General features: G+C 60.2%; 15 protein-coding genes. 9 read left to right on the top strand and 6 right to left on the bottom strand.

Annotation, left to right across the window (positions count from 1 at the left end; translation table 11 throughout):
* The first annotated feature begins 3 nt into the window (after nt 1-3).
* Together rplI and dnaB are read left to right on the top strand one after the other, a co-directional pair.
* Complete coding sequence (rplI, locus tag HYN24_RS10360) at nt 4-450, top strand: 50S ribosomal protein L9 (RefSeq protein WP_117609175.1); 447 nt, start codon at nt 4-6, stop codon at nt 448-450.
* Nucleotides 451-515: 65 nt separating this feature from the next.
* The gene (dnaB, locus tag HYN24_RS10355) at nt 516-1,922 is read left to right on the top strand and encodes a replicative DNA helicase (protein ID WP_117609174.1); all 1,407 of its coding nucleotides are present in this window, start codon (nt 516-518) and stop codon (nt 1,920-1,922) included.
* A gap of 7 nt (nt 1,923-1,929) precedes the next feature.
* On the opposite strand, the gene HYN24_RS10350 is transcribed toward dnaB, so the two are convergent.
* The 3 genes from HYN24_RS10350 to HYN24_RS10340 all read right to left on the bottom strand — a co-directional run bounded on the left by HYN24_RS10350 (nt 1,930) and on the right by HYN24_RS10340 (nt 5,194).
* Complete coding sequence (locus tag HYN24_RS10350; protein WP_117609173.1) at nt 1,930-3,195, bottom strand: transglutaminase-like domain-containing protein; 1,266 nt, start codon at nt 3,193-3,195, stop codon at nt 1,930-1,932.
* 80 nt (nt 3,196-3,275) lie between these two features.
* Nucleotides 3,276-4,706 carry a PhoH family protein gene (locus HYN24_RS10345; RefSeq protein WP_117609172.1) on the bottom strand — a complete coding sequence of 477 codons (1,431 nt, stop codon included), beginning with the start codon at nt 4,704-4,706 and terminating at the stop codon, nt 3,276-3,278.
* 32 nt (nt 4,707-4,738) lie between these two features.
* Nucleotides 4,739-5,194, bottom strand: coding sequence for a peroxiredoxin (locus HYN24_RS10340; protein ID WP_117609171.1), 456 nt, complete (start codon nt 5,192-5,194; stop codon nt 4,739-4,741).
* A 94-nt stretch (nt 5,195-5,288) separates the two neighbouring features.
* On the opposite strand from HYN24_RS10340, the gene HYN24_RS10335 reads away from it, so the two are divergent.
* The gene (locus HYN24_RS10335) at nt 5,289-7,409 is read left to right on the top strand and encodes an ABC transporter substrate-binding protein (protein ID WP_205421378.1); all 2,121 of its coding nucleotides are present in this window, start codon (nt 5,289-5,291) and stop codon (nt 7,407-7,409) included.
* On the top strand, nt 7,406-8,578 hold the full coding sequence (locus tag HYN24_RS10330) for a methyltransferase (RefSeq protein WP_240327653.1): 1,173 nt from the start codon (nt 7,406-7,408) through the stop codon (nt 8,576-8,578). Before HYN24_RS10335 ends, HYN24_RS10330 begins: the two co-directional genes overlap by 4 nt.
* 25 nt (nt 8,579-8,603) lie before the next feature.
* Here the strand turns inward: HYN24_RS10330 and ubiG are convergent, their stop codons facing one another.
* From ubiG to HYN24_RS10315, 3 genes are all read right to left on the bottom strand, one after another.
* On the bottom strand, nt 8,604-9,308 hold the full coding sequence (gene ubiG, locus HYN24_RS10325) for a bifunctional 2-polyprenyl-6-hydroxyphenol methylase/3-demethylubiquinol 3-O-methyltransferase UbiG (RefSeq protein WP_117609170.1): 705 nt from the start codon (nt 9,306-9,308) through the stop codon (nt 8,604-8,606).
* An 87-nt stretch (nt 9,309-9,395) separates the two neighbouring features.
* On the bottom strand, nt 9,396-10,058 hold the full coding sequence (locus tag HYN24_RS10320; protein ID WP_117609169.1) for an OmpA family protein: 663 nt from the start codon (nt 10,056-10,058) through the stop codon (nt 9,396-9,398).
* A 44-nt stretch (nt 10,059-10,102) separates the two neighbouring features.
* Complete coding sequence (locus tag HYN24_RS10315; protein ID WP_117609168.1) at nt 10,103-11,449, bottom strand: TRZ/ATZ family hydrolase; 1,347 nt, start codon at nt 11,447-11,449, stop codon at nt 10,103-10,105.
* Nucleotides 11,450-11,546: 97 nt separating this feature from the next.
* Here HYN24_RS10315 and gyrA point away from each other — a divergent pair, with 97 nt between their 5' ends.
* Genes gyrA through HYN24_RS10290 form a run of 5 tightly spaced genes read left to right on the top strand, consistent with a single transcriptional unit; the run spans nt 11,547 to nt 16,938 of the window.
* Nucleotides 11,547-14,189, top strand: coding sequence for a DNA gyrase subunit A (gene gyrA, locus HYN24_RS10310; RefSeq protein WP_117609167.1), 2,643 nt, complete (start codon nt 11,547-11,549; stop codon nt 14,187-14,189).
* Nucleotides 14,189-15,274, top strand: a complete 1,086-nt coding sequence (serC, locus tag HYN24_RS10305; protein WP_117609166.1) for a 3-phosphoserine/phosphohydroxythreonine transaminase — start codon at nt 14,189-14,191, stop codon at nt 15,272-15,274. The genes gyrA and serC overlap by 1 nt, the downstream gene beginning before the upstream one ends.
* A 4-nt stretch (nt 15,275-15,278) precedes the next feature.
* The gene (gene pheA, locus HYN24_RS10300) at nt 15,279-16,370 is read left to right on the top strand and encodes a prephenate dehydratase (RefSeq protein WP_117609165.1); all 1,092 of its coding nucleotides are present in this window, start codon (nt 15,279-15,281) and stop codon (nt 16,368-16,370) included.
* Between the two features lie 57 nt (nt 16,371-16,427).
* On the top strand, nt 16,428-16,682 hold the full coding sequence (locus tag HYN24_RS10295; protein ID WP_205421377.1) for a DUF4160 domain-containing protein: 255 nt from the start codon (nt 16,428-16,430) through the stop codon (nt 16,680-16,682).
* Between the two features lie 10 nt (nt 16,683-16,692).
* Nucleotides 16,693-16,938: a DUF2442 domain-containing protein gene (locus HYN24_RS10290; protein ID WP_117609163.1), complete on the top strand. Its 246-nt coding sequence runs from the start codon at nt 16,693-16,695 to the stop codon at nt 16,936-16,938.
* Nucleotides 16,939-16,941: the final 3 nt, after the last annotated feature.

Raw genomic sequence — 16,941 nt, 5'->3', positions numbered from 1 at the left:
AACATGCAAATCATTCTGCTCGAAAAGGTTGTTAACCTCGGTAACCTCGGCGATGTCGTCAAGGTCAAGGACGGCTACGCCCGTAATTTCCTGATTCCGCAACGCATGGCCAAGCGCGCCACGCCGGCCGCCATGGCTGAATTCGAATCGCGCCGCGCCGAACTGGAAAAGCTTGCCGCTGAAAAGCTGGCTGCCGCCCAGGGCGTTGCCGACAAGATGAACGGCACCGCCGTGTCCGTCGCCCGCAAGGCCGGCATGGACGGCCGTCTGTTCGGTTCCGTCGGTAACGTTGATATCGCCGAAGCCCTCAAGGCTGCCGGTTTCGATGTCGACAAGGCTTCCATCCGCATGCCGGACGGTCCGCTCAAGGCACTCGGCGAGTTCCCGCTCGACGTCGCCCTGCATACCGATGTGGTTGCCAACATTTCCGTGGCCGTCGTAGCCGAGTAATTTCGGTCATTGCCCACGCCAAAAGGCCTCGCGTTAGCGAGGCCTTTTTAATTTAAACTGCGATCATGAATCAACGTCCGTCCAAGCCCAAAATCTCCGATTCGACCCTGGATCATCTGCGTGTCCCGCCGCACTCCATCGAGGCCGAGCAGTCGGTGCTTGGTGGGCTTCTGCTTGATAATCAGGCGTGGGACCGCATTGGCGATCAGGTTGCGGAAACGGATTTTTACCGTGACGAGCACCGCCGGATTTTCCGGCAGATTCGCAAGTTGCTCGACAGCGCCAAGCCCGCTGACGTGGTTACCGTGGCCGAAGCACTCGATGCCGCAGGCGAGGGGGATCAGACGGGCGGGCTGGCCTATCTAGGCGAACTGGCCGCCAATACGCCATCGGCTGCCAATATCAAGCGCTATGCTGAAATCGTTCGTGAGCGTTCGGTGTTGCGCCAGCTCGTCGCGACGGCTGATGAAATTGCCGCCGATGCGCTTAATCCGCTGGGCCGCGATGCCGAGAGCCTGCTCGATGAGGCCGAGTCAAAAATTTTCCGGATTGCCGAAGCCGGGGCCGGGCACAGCGAGGGGTTCATCCACATCAACCCATTGTTAACCCAGGTTGTAGAGCGGATTCAGGAGCTGCATGATCGTGATAATCCCTCGGATATTACCGGGGTGCCAACCGGCTTTATCGATCTCGACCAGAAAACATCCGGTTTCCAGCCGGGTGACCTGATTATTGTCGCCGGCCGCCCATCGATGGGTAAGACGGCATTTGCCCTGAATATTGCGGAAAATGTGGCGGTTGATACCGGTTTGCCGGTTGGGGTGTTTTCGATGGAAATGGGCGGCGCCCAATTGGCCATGCGGATGCTGGCCTCGATTGGTCGCCTCAACTCGCAAAGCTTGCGCACGGGCAGGATGAACGATGAAGAGTGGTCCAAGCTCTCATTTGCCCTCGGCAAGCTGCATGAAGCCCCTATTTATATTGATGAAACCGGCGGTCTGACTCCCGCCAACCTGCGTGCCCGGGCCCGCCGTCTGGCCCGCAAGTACGGCGGCAAGCTCGGCCTCATCGTCATCGACTACATCCAGCTGATGAGCGGCAATCGCCAGGGCGAGAACCGGGCGACCGAAGTGTCGGAAATTTCCCGCTCCATCAAGTCGCTGGCCAAGGAGTTGCAGGTCCCCATCGTCGCCCTGTCCCAGCTCTCGCGTAAGGTCGAGGAGCGCACCGACAAGCGGCCAATGATGTCCGACTTGCGCGAATCAGGCGCCATCGAGCAGGATGCCGACGTGATCCTCATGATGTACCGCGAGGAATACTACAAGCCTGACACCCCGGACCGAGGTATTGCCGAAGTGATCATTGGCAAGCAGCGTAATGGCCCGACCGGGACAGTGCGCCTCAACTTTGTCGGCGAATACACGCGCTTCCAGAATCTGGCGAGCGGCGGCTTCGTCGACTCGCAGAACTGACCCTCGCTTAGAGCGCCACCTGCCGGGTCTTGATGGTGTACTGGAGGTTGGCCGAATTGCCCGCATCGTAACGGCTGCCCGACTCGAGTTGCGGCAGGAGAAGGAAGGGCATGCTGGTGCTCTTTCCGGGAAGTACGACATCGCTGCCCAGATTGAAGGCGATCCAGTTCATTTCCCAGACGCCGAAGAGGATTTTCTTGAGCGAGATCAGCTTGCTGTCGCGGTCGGAAAGAACCTCCATCGACACTGCCCGGCGCACATCACTTGGGTCGACCGGAATCCAGCCATAACCCGGTACATAGAATTCGGCACGGACATGATGACCGCGGGTTGCATCATCGCTGCTCAGCCCGAGGCTACGGAACAGGCGTGACGATCCGGTGCGCATGCCATAGACGCAGCGGGCGGGAATGCCTATCGCGCGGCAGATCGAGACGAAAAGGCCGTTGATGTCGGCCGAGCGGCCGCCGTATTGTCCCTGAATCAGTTGCTGGCGAACGTCGCCACTGCCACAGCCGGGCAAGGTGGGATCGTAGATCGTGTTGTCCACCACCCACTCGTAGATGGCCTTGGCTTGCGCGACCGGATCCTTGATGCGGCCGAGGATGCGTTCGCCGAGCTGGAAGGCCAGGCCATCATTGGGGATCAATTGTGAGGCTTGCAGGTTGCGGTGCAGGATGTCATCCCGTTCCGGGGCCACCGTACGCTTGGTGACATCAAAGTGGCGGTCGGCGGTGGTCACCAGCGTAGTCAGTTGCAGGCGTGCCTCGCTGCTGTCCGGCCATTCGCAATAGAAAACCTCGAGGTTGCCATCAGGCAGGCGGCGCATGCTGGCGTTGGCCTGGTTGCCCGACCAGGTGTGGCCGAGGGTGCGCTGGTAGAGGGTGTCCTGATTGAGCGGCAGGGGCAGCCAGAGCTTGCTCGGGCCACTTTTGTTTTTCAGGGTGACTGTCGTCGTTATTTCAAAGGTACGCCATTCATTCGGCGGCTCGGCTGCTTTGACTGGCGGCAGTTTGGCCGCAGTCGTGCCTTGTGGCGGACGTTCGATGACCGAGTCGTCAGCTGTATGGGCAACCGGAAGTGCAGGCTTGTAGCTGATCTTGCCCTTGTGGCGATCATTCCTTGAGGCTACTTTTCTTGCCGATTTGCCTGCCTTGCCGGCGGCGCCTTTATGCTTCCCGGCAGCGGCCTTGGCGGGCTTTCTGGCTGCCCAGGCGTCGGTGACGAATAGTGAGAGTGCTGCGGCTGATGCCAAAAAATCGCGACGTTTCAAGAAACTCCTCCGGCGGAAATAATCCGTGGTTGAAACGAAAGGGCCGTGTCACTGACACGGCCCCTTAACTGTTGCAGCGATTATAGCACTTCGCCGGCGTGGTCAGCCAGACGCGAACGCTCACCACGTTGTAACGTGATGTGACCGGAATGCGGCCAGCCCTTGAAGCGGTCGACGACGTAGGTCAGGCCGGAACTGCCCTCGGTAAGGTAAGGTGTGTCGATCTGGGCGATATTGCCCAGACAGACCACCTTGGTGCCGGGACCGGCGCGGGTGACCAGGGTTTTCATCTGCTTTGGCGTCAGGTTCTGCGCTTCGTCGATGATCAGATATTTCTTCAGGAAAGTACGTCCGCGCATGAAATTCATCGACTTGACCTTGATCCGCGAACGGATGATGTCATTGGTCGCTGCCTTGCCCCAGTCGCCGCCATAGGCACCGCTGCTGGCTTCGTCAGTGTGGGTGAGGACGTCGAGATTGTCTTCGAGCGCGCCCATCCATGGAGCCATCTTTTCCTCCTCGGTGCCGGGCAGGAAGCCGATGTCCTCGCCGACCGGTACAGTGGCGCGGGTCATGATGATTTCGGCGAAGAGCTTGCTTTCGAGCACCTGGGTGAGGCCGGCGGCAAGTGTCAGCAAGGTCTTACCGGTACCGGCCTGGCCGAGCAGGGTGACGAAGTCGATGTCCGGGTTCATGAGCAGGTTCATGGCGAAATTCTGCTCACGATTGCGCGCCATGATGCCCCACACGGCATTTTTCGGGTGGGTGTAGTCGATCAGTGTTTCAAGGACGGCGGTCTTGCCGGCGGTTTCCTTGACGATGGCCGAGAAGCCGTCCTTCTCGAGCCAGACACACTCATTGACCAGCATCTGCGGACAGAGTGGGCCGGTCACCTTGTAGTAGGTGCGGCTGTCCTTCTTCCACGACTCCATGCCCTTGCCGTGCTTGTCCCAGAAATTGTCGGGCAGGGCGCGGGTGCCGGTGTAGAGGATGTCGGTATCCTCAAGCACCTTGTCGTTGAAGTAATCCTCGGCCAGCAGGTTTAGGGCGCGCGACTTGATGCGCATGTTGATGTCTTTCGACACCAGGATGACCGGCCGCTTGGGGAATTTCTTCTGGAGGTGGATGACTACCGAGAGGATCTGGTTGTCGACCTTGGAGGTTGGCAGGCCTTGCGGCAGATCAGCGCTGATGGCCTCGGTCTGCAGGTAGAGGCGACCACTGGCCAGTTTCTTCGACGGGCCGGAGAGATCGATGCCGTTGTCGATATCGTCGTCGCCGTTGGATTCCAGCAACTCGTCGAGCATGCGCGAGGTCTGACGCGCATTGCGGGCAATTTCCGACATGCCCTTCTTGTGGTTGTCGAGTTCTTCCAGCGTCATGATGGGCAGGAAGACATCGTGTTCTTCAAAGCGGAACAGACTGCTTGGGTCGTGCATCAGCACGTTGGTGTCAAGGACGAAGATCTTGGTAACGGCGGGCTTCTTGGCGGCTGCGGGCTTGCGCGGCATGGGATGGGCCTTAGGTTGGGGTGGTTGGAAATTTAAAGGGTTTTGACGAAATCCAGAACTTCCTGGGCGTGACCTGCAACTTTGAGACCGCGCCATTCGCGGCGCAGGATGCCCTTGCGGTCGATGACGAAGGTGCTGCGTTCAATGCCACGGACCTGCTTGCCATACATCATCTTCTGTTTGATGACACAGAACAGGTTGCAGATGGCTTCATCACCATCCGAACCCAATTCGAACGGGAAAGCCTGTTTGGCCTTGAAGTTCTCGTGCGACTTCAGGCTGTCGCGCGAAATGCCGAGGATGACGGCATCGACCGCAAGGAACTGCGCGTGCAGATCGCGGAAGTTCTGGCCTTCGGTGGTGCACCCTGGCGTGCTGTCCTTGGGGTAGAAATAGATGACGACAGGCCGGCCAGCCTGGGCGGCGAGGCTGAAGGTCGTGCCGCTCGTGGCAGGGAGGGAGAAATCGGCGATCGGGGTGTCGAGCATGGCTCTCTGTCTGTGTTGTCGTGTTTGAGCCATTGTGGGCAATTCACGCCGGGCAGGTCAAGCGCTGCGGCAGGCATTTGTTAAACTTCTCTCCATGCAAAAAATCTGTGTGAGCCTTGTTGTCGTCTTTGCGCTGTCCGCGTGCGGTCAAGCCTGGAACGATCCCTACCCGGCTGCCGATGCTGGCCGCAACATTCTCTACACGGCATTCACTGATCGGCCCAAGCATCTTGATCCGGCCCAGTCCTACACCGAGGACGAGATCACCTTCACGGCGCAGATCTACGAACCGCCGCTGCAATACCACTACCTCAAGCGCCCCTATGAGCTGATTCCGGCGACCGTCGAGCAGGTACCTGTGCCGCGCTTCTACGATACGGCTGGCCGCCTGTTGCCGCCCGATGTGGCGGTCGAGCGCATTGCTGAAAGCGTTTATGAACTGAAGCTGAAACCCTCTATCCGCTTCCAGCCACATCCCGCATTTGTGGCCGGGGCTGATGAGCCGCTGGCAGGCAGGCAGACGATGGCCGATTTTGCGGCCGTCGGCACCCGTGAACTGACGGCCGATGATTACATCTACCAGATCAAGCGACTGGCCCATCCGCGGTTGCATTCCCCGATTTTTGGCATGATGGCCGACAAGATCGTTGGCCTCAGGGAACTCGGCGAGAGTCTGCAGAAAGCCGCCAAAGACCGACCTTCAGATGAATGGCTCGATCTCGATGCCTTCCCGCTGAGTGGTGTCGAGAAAGTCGACAGTCACACCTGGCGGGTTCGCATCAAGGGCAAGTACCCGCAGTTTCTCTACTGGCTGGCCATGCCTTTCTTTGCTCCGGTGCCCCGCGAGGTCGACCGCTTCTTTGCCAGGCCCGGCATGGCGGCGAGGAATCTGACCCTGGACTGGTGGCCGGTCGGCACCGGGCCCTTCATGCTCAGTGAGAACGATCCGAACCGCCGCATGGTCCTGTCGCGCAACCCCAATTTTCATGGTCAGACCTACCCCTGTGAAGGCGAAGCGGGCGACCGGGCGGCCGGCCTCCTCGACGATTGCGGCAAGCCGCTACCTTTCCTCGATCAGGCCATTTTTACGCGGGAGAAGGAGTCGATTCCTTACTGGAACAAATTCCTTCAGGGCTATTTCGACGCCTCCGGGATTTCTTCGGACAGTTTCGATCAGGCCGTGCGCGTCAATGTTGGCGGCGACGTGGCCCTCAGCGACGAAATGCGCGACAAGGGCATTCGTCTGCTCACGTCGGTCAAGTCGTCGACGTTCTACATGGGCTTCAACATGCTCGATCCGGTGATCGGCGGCCTATCGCCACGGCCGACCAAGCTGCGCCAAGCGATCTCGATTGCCATCGATCAGGAAGAATACATTTCGATCTTCCAGAACGGCCGTGGCATTGCTGCGCAGGGGCCGCTGCCGCCTGGTATCTTCGGCCACGAGGCGGGAGAGGATGGCATCGACAGGACGGTTTACGATTGGGTTGATGGGAAGCCTAGGCGCAAGCCGGTCGGGGTGGCGAAAAAGCTGGTGGCCGAAGCTGGCTATCCGAACGGCCGCGACGAAAAGACTGGCGAGCCGCTGGTGGTCTATCTCGACACAACGGGCGGCGGCATGGGTGAGAAGTCCCGACTTGACTGGCTGACCCGGCAGTTTGCCAAGATCGACGTGCAACTGGTGGTCCGCTCCACCGACTTCAACCGTTTCCAGGACAAAATCCGCAAAGGCAACGTCCAGCTCTACTATCTGGGCTGGAATGCTGATTACCCCGATCCGGAAAATTTCTTCTTCCTCCTCGACGGCAATGAAAGCAAGGTGGGGAAGGGCGGCGAGAATGCCTCGAACTACGCCAATCCAGAATTCGACCGGCTGTTCCTGCGCATGAAGAACATGGACAACACCCCGGAGCGCCTGGGCATCGTCCGCCAGATGAACCGTATCCTGCATCACGATTCACCCTGGGTCTTTGGCCTCCATCCAAAAAGCTATACGCTCGGCCATCGTTGGCTCAAGAACCGCAAGCCCAGTGATGTCGGCAACAACATCCTCAAATATCAGCGCATCGATAGCCAGGATCGCATCGCTGCCCGGCGTGAGTGGAACAGGCCGGTGCTCTGGCCCCTTGGCATCGGCGGGCTGATCCTCTTCCTGGCTATTGTGCCGGCCATTATTGGCTATCGTCGCCGCGAGCGTCGGGCTGCGCTCAAGTGAATATCGCCGAGCGCCAGTTGGCACTGGATGCTGCGCTTCTGGCGTTTCACCACCTCTGGCATGAGCAGCCCTTTCGTGAGTATCGCCCCTCGTGGTGCCAACGATGGCCGGGCCTGTACGAGCAATTGATGGCACTGCCGGAGGGCGAGATTGCCCATTTTAACGATGACAGCGGTGCCGCCCTGGTGCTGCTGGCCCGGCATCTGCCCACCGTTTCCAGGCTGGTCCCGCTGATTGCTTTGCCGGCGCTGACGGGAACGGCGCTACCCGAGCGTGATGTGCATTGGGCCTGGGAAATTCCCGGCCGCAAACGGCAACAGATCGAAGCCTTCGCCATGGCCGCCGGTCGGGGTAATCAGCCGGTCCTCGACTGGTGTGGTGGCAAGGGGCATCTGGGCCGCCTCCTGGCCTTGTCAGGCGGAATGCCGGTACATACCCTGGAGATAGATGCCACGCTGTGCGAGGCCGGTGAAAGCCTGGCCAGTCGGGCCGGAATCCGGCAGCAGTTTGTTGTGGCCGATGCCCTGGCAACCGCTGACTGGCCACAGGCCGGGCAGCACGCCGTGGCGCTGCATGCCTGCGGTGAGTTGCATCGTCGCTTGATCCGCGAGGGGACCGATAAAGGTGTCGGCCGTTTCGATGTTGCACCTTGCTGCTATTACCGTGGCGTGGCCGATTACTACCAGCCTCTGTCGTCAGGCCTTAAATTGCCGCTGACGCGCGACGACACCCGTCTGGCCGTCACCGAAACCGTGACGGCCTCGCCCCGCGAAACTCGTCGGCGGGATCGGGCCATTGCCTGGAAACTTGGCTTCGATGCCTACCGTCGAGCGGTCACTGGCGATGCCTACCGTAATTTCAAGCCGGTCCCTGAAGCCTGGGTAAGGGCTGCGTTTGCCGACTTTCTCGGGCGGATGGCGCAACGAGAAGGTTTGCCTCCGCCGTCGATTCAAGTCGCGGCAGAATTCGAGGCGGCCGGATGGCAACGGCGGGACGAAGTCATGCGGCTATCGATCGTCCGCCATGCCTTCCGTCGGGCCATCGAAGTCTGGCTCGCCCTCGATCTCGCCGGATTTATGGCCGGGCGAGGCTATCAGGTCGCTTTGGGCAGCTTTTGCGACCGCCAGCTGACGCCACGTAACCTGCTGATTTCGGCCCGGCTGGCCTGAGTTTTTCAGGCCCAAGGGGCCGGCATCAAGCTTGCCGGGTGGCTCGCATCAAATAATTGATGCTTGTGTCGGTCCCCAGTGAGTAGACCTTGCTCAGCGGGTTATAGCTCATGCCGAGAACCTCATCCGGTTCAAGTCCAGCCAGTTTGGCCCAGCGTGCCAGTTCGGATGGTTTGATGAATTTTGCGTAGTCATGCGTGCCTCTGGGCAGCATTCGCATGATGTATTCGGCCCCGATCACCGCGAAAAGATAAGACTTGGGATTGCGGTTGAGGGTGGACATAAAGACCTGACCACCCGGCTTGACCAGGCGCGCACAGGCGGCAATGACGCTGGATGGATTGGGGACATGCTCGAGCATTTCGAGGCAGGTCACGGCATCGAAGGCGCCCGGCATTTCCTCGGCCAGCTGCTCGACGGAAATCTTGCGGTAATCGACCTTCTGGCCGCTTTCGAGCAGATGTAGTTTGGCAACGCCCAGTGGCTTCTCGGAGAGATCAATGCCGGTCACGTTGGCGCCACGCGCGGCCATGCCTTCGGAAAGCAGGCCACCACCGCAGCCGACGTCGACAATGCGCTTGCCGGCGAGGCCGATGGCCTGGTCGATCCAGTCGAGGCGCAGCGGGTTGATGTCGTGCAGCGGCTTGAATTCGCTGTTTGGATCCCACCAGTGGTGGGCGAGGTCGCCAAACTTTTCCAGTTCGGCCGGATCGGCGTTGAGCAGGGTCATGGGGGAGTCGAAAGTTTTGGCTCGAGGATTACTCGGTGGAAAAGAAAAAGCCCCGCTGGGCGGGGCTTTTCATGAAGCGTCGGCGAATTACTTGGTGCCGATGACTTCGATATCAACGCGACGATCCGGCTGCAGGCAGTCGATCAGGGCCTTGGTCTTGGCGTTGCCCTTGCACTTGTCGCCGGTAACCGGCTGCTTCTCGCCCTTGCCTTCGGTGTAAACACGGTTGGCTTCGATACCCTTGGCAACCAGGTATTCCTTGACAGCGGCAGCGCGCTTCTCGGACAGTTTCTGGTTGTAGGCGTCACCACCGATACGGTCGGTGTGGCCAACGGCCAGGATCACTTCCAGCTTGATGGCCTTGGCCTTGGAGACCAGCTCGTCGAGCTTGGCCTTGCCGGCCGGACGCAGGACAGCCTTGTTGAAGTCGAACAGGGCGTCAGCAGCGACGGTGATCTTCTCACCCGACGGCTTCACGCCAGCGGCAGCAGCGGCAGCAGCCGGAGCGGCGGCGGTCTTCGGCTCGCAGGCTTCCTTCGGCAGCAGGTCCTTGTCGCACTCACAACCGGCCTTGTCGGCAGCAGCAGCGGCCGGGGTCCAGTAGCCATCACGCCAGCACAGGCCGAAACCGGACTTGGCGACGACGTCGCGCTGGTCGATCAGGTAGACACGTTCCTGGGCAACAGCAGCAAAACCGATACCGGCCAGCAGGGCCAGAACCAGAGATTTCTTGGCGATATTCTTGATCATTGTTTTCCCTCGTTGAAGAAAATTTGGAAATCTTTTAACCCGCACTACGGCAAATGTTTAGGCTGCCGGCGGAATTCCAAGCTATTTTGCCATAGTGCAATGGCTGATTCCAAGTGGTTTTGCTCCTTGAAGCGTAAAGTTTTGTGGTCTACGCAACACTTTCCAGCCACCCAGACATGACTGACGCATTCTCGCCCGGCTACGTTGACCAGATGTGACAGCGGATCGAAGCAGGGGCGCATGTCGAGGCTGCCCAGGTCGACGGCGCAGAGATCGGCCGCTTTGCCGGGGGTGATCGAGCCGATTTCGCGACCTAGTCCCAATGCGTTGGCCGCGTTGAGCGTGGCCATGCGGAGTACTTCGGCGGCGGGCAGGGCGCTGGCGTCGCCGGTCAGGCCCTTGGCGAGCAGCGAAGCCAGGCGCATTTCGCCAAACAGGTCGAGGCGATTGTTGCTGGCGGCACCATCGGTACCCAGTCCGACATTGATGCCCAGTTGTCGCATCCGCGCCACAGGGGAAAAGCCGCTGGCCAGTTTGAGATTGGAGGTCGGGCAGTGCGCTACGTTGCAGCCGGTGGCAGCCAGGAGTTGCAGGTCGGCTTCGTCGAGATGGACGGCATGAACACCGATGAAGCCCGGCCCGAGCTGGCCGAGCCGGTGCAGGCGTTCGAGCGGGCGGCAGTGATGCAGTCGGATACTCTCGTCAATTTCGTGACGTGTTTCGTGAATATGGCAATGCACCGGCAGATTGAGTTGTCCGGACAGGGTCAGGATGCGATCGAAGCTGCTGTCAGCCACCGTGTAGGGGGCGTGCGGGGCGAGGCAGAAGCCGATCAGCGGGTTGTCCAGCCACTGTTCGCGCACGGCCAGACCTTTGTTGAGGTAGTCGTCGGCGTCGCTGGCGTAAGGTGTGGGAAATTCCAGGGTGGTAATGCCGATCATGGCGCGCATGCCAAACTCAGCGGCGGCGGTGGCGGCGGCTTCCGGGAAAAAGTACATGTCGTTGAAGCAGGTGATGCCGCCCCTGAGCATTTCGGCGCAGGCCAGTCGGGTGCCATCAAGGACGAACTGGGGTGACATGTGTGCCGCTTCGGCCGGCCAGATGTGGTTTTGCAGCCAGTCCATGAGTGGCAGGTCGTCAGCCAGTCCGCGCATCAGGCTCATGGCGGCGTGGGTGTGCAAATTGATCAGGCCGGGAATGAGGATGTGATCGGGCAGGCTGATCTGCTCGTTCGGCGCAAAGCGGGCATGGGCATCGCCACTGGGCAGGATGGCCAGAATGCGCCCCTGATCGACGGCGACGGCATGGTTGATTAGTACGCCGGGGGCGTCGACCGGAGCGATCCAGCGGGCGTCGATGAGCAGGTCGATAACTTGGGGTGTTGTAGTCATGTAAAACGGGGTCTATCCGGTGAACGCAGCGTGTTAAAATAGCAAATTACGCTTGAATCAACTAATAAGCATCGCGCAAGCGGTGCGGATGTGAGACATGGACCAATTCGCCAAAGAAACATTGCCGATCAGCCTCGAAGACGAGATGCGGCGTTCCTATCTCGATTACGCGATGAGCGTGATCGTCGGCCGGGCCTTGCCGGATGCGCGGGACGGCCTCAAGCCGGTACATCGCCGTGTCCTGTTCGCGATGCACGAACTGAACAACGACTGGAACAAGGCGTACAAGAAATCGGCGCGTATTGTCGGTGACGTCATCGGTAAATATCACCCGCACGGCGATACGGCTGTTTATGACACCATTGTCCGGATGGCGCAGGATTTCTCGCTGCGCTACATGCTGGTCGATGGCCAGGGCAACTTCGGTTCGGTCGACGGCGACAATGCGGCGGCGATGCGATACACCGAAGTGCGCATGGCCAAGATCGGTCACCAGTTGCTTGAAGACCTTGATAAGGAAACCGTCGATTTCGGGCCGAACTACGATGGTTCGGAGCACGAGCCGCTGGTCATGCCGGCGCGCATCCCCAACCTGCTGATCAACGGTTCGTCCGGTATCGCGGTGGGCATGGCGACCAATATTCCACCGCACAACCTCAATGAAGTCATCGCCGGCTGTCTGGCCATGCTGGAAAACCCGGCCATTTCGATTGACGAGCTGATTGCCTACATCCCCGCCCCGGACTTCCCGACGGCTGGCCTGATCTACGGCATGACCGGCGTCCGCGAGGGTTACCAGACCGGCCGTGGTCGCGTCATCATGCGCGCCCGCACCCACTTCGAGGACATGGAGAAGGGCAACGGGCGGCAGGCGCTGATCGTCGACGAAATTCCCTATCAGGTGAACAAGAAGTCGCTGATCGAAAAGATCGCCGAGTTGGTCAACGAGAAGAAGATCGAAGGCATTTCCGACATTCGCGACGAGTCCGACAAGTCGGGCATGCGCATCGTCATCGAACTGAAGCGCGGCGAAGTTGGCGAGGTCATCCTCAACAACCTGTATAAGCAGACGCAGTTGCAGGACACCTTCGGCATGAACATGGTGGCGCTGGTCGACGGCCAGCCGCGCCTGCTCAATCTCAAGCAGATGCTCGAGTGTTTCCTCTCCCATCGTCGCGAAGTCATCACCCGGCGCACGGTTTACGAACTGCGCAAGGCACGTGAACGCGGTCATATCCTTGAAGGTCTGGCTGTCGCGCTGTCCAACGTCGACGATATCATCACCCTGATCAAGGCGGCGCCGACCCCGGCCGACGCCAAGCGCGGTCTGATGGAGCGCACCTGGCGCAGCGCCGTGGTCGAGGAGATGCTCGTCCGAGCCGCCTCCGACGCCTCGCGCCCGGACGGTCTGGCCCCCGAGTTCGGCCTGTCCTCGCAAGGCTATCGCCTCTCCGACGCCCAGGCCCAGGCCATTCTCGAACTGCGTCTGCAGCGCCTGACCGGTCTCGAGCAGGACAAGATCGTCAGCGAGTACAAGGATGTCATGGCCAAGATCCTCGATCTGCTCGACATCCTGGCCAAGCCAGAACGCATTACCGAAATCATCGTCACCGAACTGGTGGCGATCCGCGAGCAGTTCGGCGACGAGCGCCGCTCCGAAATCATCCTGCAAACGCACGAACTCAGCCTCGAAGACCTGATCACCCCGCAGGACATGGTGGTCACCCTGTCGCACGGCGGCTATATCAAGGCCCAGCCGCTCGCCGACTACCGCGCCCAGCGCCGGGGCGGGCGCGGCAAGCAGGCGGCGGCGATCAAGGACGAGGATTTCGTCGATCACCTGTTTGTCGCCAACACCCACGACTACATCCTGTGCTTCTCCAACCGGGGCCGCTGCTACTGGCTCAAGGTCTACGAAGCGCCGCAGGGCAGCCGGGTCAGCCGCGGCAAGCCGATCGTCAATCTCTTCCCGCTCGAAGAGGGCGAACGCATCAACGCCGTCCTGCCGGTCAAGGAATTCTCCGACGACCAGTACGTCTTCATGGCTACCGTCATGGGTACCGTCAAGAAGACGCCGCTCTCCGACTACTCCAACCCGCGCAAGGCCGGCATCATCGCCGTCGCCCTCGATGAGGGTGACTACCTGATCGGCGTCGAGCTGACCAGCGGCACCAGCGACATCGTGCTCGTCTCCAATGCCGGCAAGGCCGTCTGGTTCGACGAGGAAGATGTCCGCCCGATGGGCCGTGGGGCTCGCGGTGTGCGCGGCATGCGCCTGATGGAAGGCCAGTCGGTGATTTCCCTGCTGGTTGCCGAGAGCGATCAGCAGACGGTGCTGGTTGCTACCGAAAACGGTTTCGGTAAGCGCACCGTGCTCGCCGACTTCCGCCATTCCGGTCGTGGTACGCAGGGCGTGCGCGCCATTGCCGACAGCGAGCGCAACGGTATCGTGGTGGGCGCCAAGCTGGTCAATGACGAAGACGAAATCATGCTGATCACCACCGGCGGTGTGTTGATCCGTACCCGCGTTGCAGAAATTCGCGGCATGGGTCGGGCAACGCAGGGTGTCACGCTGATTTCTCTGGATGACGGCGAGAAGCTGGCCGGTCTCGAGAAGGTCGCCGAGTCGGTCGTTGAAGCCGATGCCGAACTGGAAGCCGTGGTCGACGGGGAGATCGCACCGGAAGGTGAAGTCGTCGCCCCGGCCCCGGACGCTGAACCGGAAGCAGGAGAAGTCTGATGAGTCGCATCTGGAATTTCAGCGCCGGTCCGGCTGCGCTCCCAGAAGAAGTCCTGCGCCAGGCGCAGGAGGAAATGCTCGACTGGCACGGTGCCGGCTGTGGCGTGATGGAAATGAGCCATCGCGGCAAGGATTTCACCGGCATCATCGAGCAGGCCGAAGCCGACCTGCGCGAGTTGATGGACATTCCGCCACAGTACAAGGTGCTCTTCCTGCAGGGCGGCGCGACGCAACAGTTTGCCCAGATTCCGATGAATCTGCTGGCCGGTCGTTCGGCGGACTACATCGTGACCGGTTCGTGGTCGAAAAAGGCCTACAAGGAAGCCCAGCGTATCGGCAACGTGCGCTGCGCGGCGACGACCGAGAGCAGCGGCTTCACCCGTCTGCCAGTGGCTGATGAGATCAAGCTTGACCCCTTCGCCGCCTACCTGCACGTGTGCACCAATGAAACCATCCACGGCGTCGAGATTCCCGCCGAGCGGATCGCCGATACCGGTGTGCCGCTGGTCGCCGACATGTCGTCGCACATCCTGTCGCGGCCGGTCAATGTCGAGAAATTCGGCCTGATCTATGCCGGGGCGCAAAAGAATATCGGCCCCTCCGGTCTGACCCTGGTCATCGTTCATCGCGACCTGCTCGGCATGGCGCCGCTGACCATTCCGACCGTCATGGACTACGCCGTGATGGCCGAAAACGGTTCGATGCTCAACACCCCCCCGACCTACGGCATTTACATCGCCGGTCTGGTCTTCAAATGGCTCAAGTCCAAGGGTGGGTTGCCGGGTATTGCCGCCATCAACGCCGAAAAGGCCAGTATTCTCTATGACGCCATCGACGATTCGGAGGGCTTCTATACCAACCCGGTCGATCCCGATTGCCGCTCGGCCATGAATGTCCCTTTCGTGCTGGCCAATGCCAACCTCGACGCTGCCTTCCTGGCCGAATCGAAGGCCGCCGGTCTGGTGTCGCTCAAGGGCCACAAGTCGGTCGGCGGCATGCGCGCCTCGATTTACAATGCCGTGTCGCTGGAGGCCGTGCAGGCGCTGGTGTCATTCATGAACGATTTCGCCAAACGTAACGGTTGAGCTGATGAGCGACGATCTCCAAAAGGCCCTGGCCGGCGTGCGCGCCGAAATTGACGGCATCGATGCCGAGTTGCTGCGCCTGCTCAACCAGCGCGCCCGCTGCGCCCAGAAGGTCGGCGAGATCAAGGCCGAGCACGGTGAAGCCGGGCACATCTACCGCCCCGAGCGCGAAGCGCAGGTCTTGCGTCGTTTGCAGGATGCCAACCCCGGCCCCTTGCCCAGCGAAAACATCACCTTCTTCTTCCGCGAAGTGATGTCGGCCTGCCTGTCGCTCGAAGAGCCGCTCGGCATTTCCTTCCTCGGCCCGCTCGGCTCCTTCACCGGTAGCGCAGCCACCAAGCATTTCGGCCATGCCGCCAATCTCTTGCCACAGGCCTCGATTGACGATGTCTTCCGCGAGGTTGAATCGGGCCACGCCCATTACGCCGTGGTGCCGGTCGAGAACTCAACCGAGGGTGCAGTCGGCCGGACCATGGATCTGCTGCTCGGTACGCACTTGAAGATTTGTGGCGAAGTGGTGCTGCGCATTCACCAGAATCTGCTGACGCGTGAAACCGACCTCAGCAAGATCACCAAGGTCTATTCGCATGCCCAGTCGCTGGCCCAGTGCCACGAATGGCTCAATCGCAACCTGCCGGGCATTCCGCGCATTTCGGTGTCGAGCAATTCGCTGGCCGCCCAGATGGCCGCCGAAGAAACCGGAGTCGCGGCGATTGCCGGCGAGGCGGCGGCCGAGCGCTACCAGTTGCCGAAACTGGTCGAAAACATCGAGGACGAGCCGAACAACACGACCCGCTTTCTGGTTCTCGGCAAGCACGATGCTGGGGTTTCCGGTCGTGACAAGACCTCGCTGATCATGTCGGCCCCGAACCGCACCGGGGCCCTGCACGAACTGCTGCTGCCCCTGTCGACGGCTGGCGTGTCGATGTCCCGCCTGGAATCCCGGCCGGCCAAGAATGCCCTGTGGGAATACGTTTTCTACGTCGATATCGAAGGCCACCGTGACGAACCAGCCGTCAAGGCCGCGCTGGAAAAGCTGGCCGGCTATGCCGCCTATCTGAAAGTTCTCGGGTCCTACCCGGTTGCCGTTTATTGAACTGCTAAACTGTAGCTCTCGAACTGAATTTATCGGAATCGTATGCCGACTATCAGCATGTTCTACGGAATCTTGGTGTCGATGCTTTTTGAAGCAGGTGAGCGACACAATTTGGCCCATATCCATGTTCGTTACGCTGGACAGAAGGCCTTGGTGGCGATCGATGATGGTCGGATTCTAGCTGGCAGTATCCCGCCCAAGCAGTTGAAGATGGTTCAGGCATGGATTGAAATTCACAAGGATGAACTGTTTGCAGACTGGGAACTGGCTATTTCCGGCGAACAACCTTATCCAATCGCGCCCCTGCAGTGAGTGTTTCGCCATGAATGATTTGCTCGATATCGTCAATGTCAGGGCGACAGGTGACTATAAATTGTTCCTCGAGTTCGAGAACGGAGAACGACGGGTATTCGACATGGCTCCTTACATGGACCGCAAACCTTATGTATGTCTCAAGGGGTCGCCTTTCTTCAAGGTTGCCTATGTCGACTACGGTACCGTCTGTTGGCCCGGTAATATCGATATTGTCCCGGAAACCCTCTATGACCTGTCGCAACCGTTGAATTGATGA

This window comes from Dechloromonas sp. HYN0024 (assembly GCF_003441615.1).
GTDB lineage: Bacteria > Pseudomonadota > Gammaproteobacteria > Burkholderiales > Rhodocyclaceae > Azonexus.
This window is presented reverse-complemented; position numbering and strand designations above follow the sequence as displayed.

Excerpts from the sequence above, each read along its gene's own strand:
- rplI (WP_117609175.1), top strand. The coding sequence starts at position 4 with ATGCAAATCATTCTGCTCGAAAAGGTTGTTAACCTCGGTAACCTCGGC.
- dnaB (WP_117609174.1), top strand. The coding sequence starts at position 516 with ATGAATCAACGTCCGTCCAAGCCCAAAATCTCCGATTCGACCCTGGAT.
- HYN24_RS10345 (WP_117609172.1), bottom strand. The coding sequence starts at position 4,706 with ATGCCGCGCAAGCCCGCAGCCGCCAAGAAGCCCGCCGTTACCAAGATC.
- HYN24_RS10340 (WP_117609171.1), bottom strand. The coding sequence starts at position 5,194 with ATGCTCGACACCCCGATCGCCGATTTCTCCCTCCCTGCCACGAGCGGC.
- HYN24_RS10335 (WP_205421378.1), top strand. The coding sequence starts at position 5,289 with ATGCAAAAAATCTGTGTGAGCCTTGTTGTCGTCTTTGCGCTGTCCGCG.
- ubiG (WP_117609170.1), bottom strand. The coding sequence starts at position 9,308 with ATGACCCTGCTCAACGCCGATCCGGCCGAACTGGAAAAGTTTGGCGAC.
- HYN24_RS10320 (WP_117609169.1), bottom strand. The coding sequence starts at position 10,058 with ATGATCAAGAATATCGCCAAGAAATCTCTGGTTCTGGCCCTGCTGGCC.
- HYN24_RS10315 (WP_117609168.1), bottom strand. The coding sequence starts at position 11,449 with ATGACTACAACACCCCAAGTTATCGACCTGCTCATCGACGCCCGCTGG.
- gyrA (WP_117609167.1), top strand. The coding sequence starts at position 11,547 with ATGGACCAATTCGCCAAAGAAACATTGCCGATCAGCCTCGAAGACGAG.
- serC (WP_117609166.1), top strand. The coding sequence starts at position 14,189 with ATGAGTCGCATCTGGAATTTCAGCGCCGGTCCGGCTGCGCTCCCAGAA.
- pheA (WP_117609165.1), top strand. The coding sequence starts at position 15,279 with ATGAGCGACGATCTCCAAAAGGCCCTGGCCGGCGTGCGCGCCGAAATT.
- HYN24_RS10295 (WP_205421377.1), top strand. The coding sequence starts at position 16,428 with ATGTTCTACGGAATCTTGGTGTCGATGCTTTTTGAAGCAGGTGAGCGA.
- HYN24_RS10290 (WP_117609163.1), top strand. The coding sequence starts at position 16,693 with ATGAATGATTTGCTCGATATCGTCAATGTCAGGGCGACAGGTGACTAT.